The 250-nt window shown below is 44.8% G+C and carries 1 protein-coding gene; it reads left to right on the forward strand.

The genetic code is table 11. The features are described 5' to 3' along the window. Nucleotides 1-2 precede the first annotated feature (2 nt). Nucleotides 3-143, forward strand: a complete 141-nt coding sequence (locus ACEO2X_RS14695; protein WP_371972220.1) for a transposase — start codon at nucleotides 3-5, stop codon at nucleotides 141-143. Nucleotides 144-250 lie beyond the last annotated feature (107 nt).

Here is a 250-nt window from a genome sequence, read left to right on the forward strand (position 1 = left end):
TGGTGCTGCAACAGCGGGTGCTGCATGCAGATGAAACACCGGTCACCATCATGCGGATGGGTGAGAATAATAAAAAACCGAAGAAAGGTTATGTCTGGGCCTATGCCACTACACAGTACAATCCAGTGTTAGCGGCAATGTAAAAATGACCCCCCAACAGCATTTGAAAATTGACCCCCTTGGTTAATATAGTGGTCTTTTTGGACTGCTCAACATGTTAACTTTGGAGCAAGCAGTGACAATCCAAATA

It is taken from the genome of Acinetobacter sp. AL9 (assembly GCF_041464035.1).
Lineage (GTDB): Bacteria > Pseudomonadota > Gammaproteobacteria > Pseudomonadales > Moraxellaceae > Acinetobacter > Acinetobacter towneri.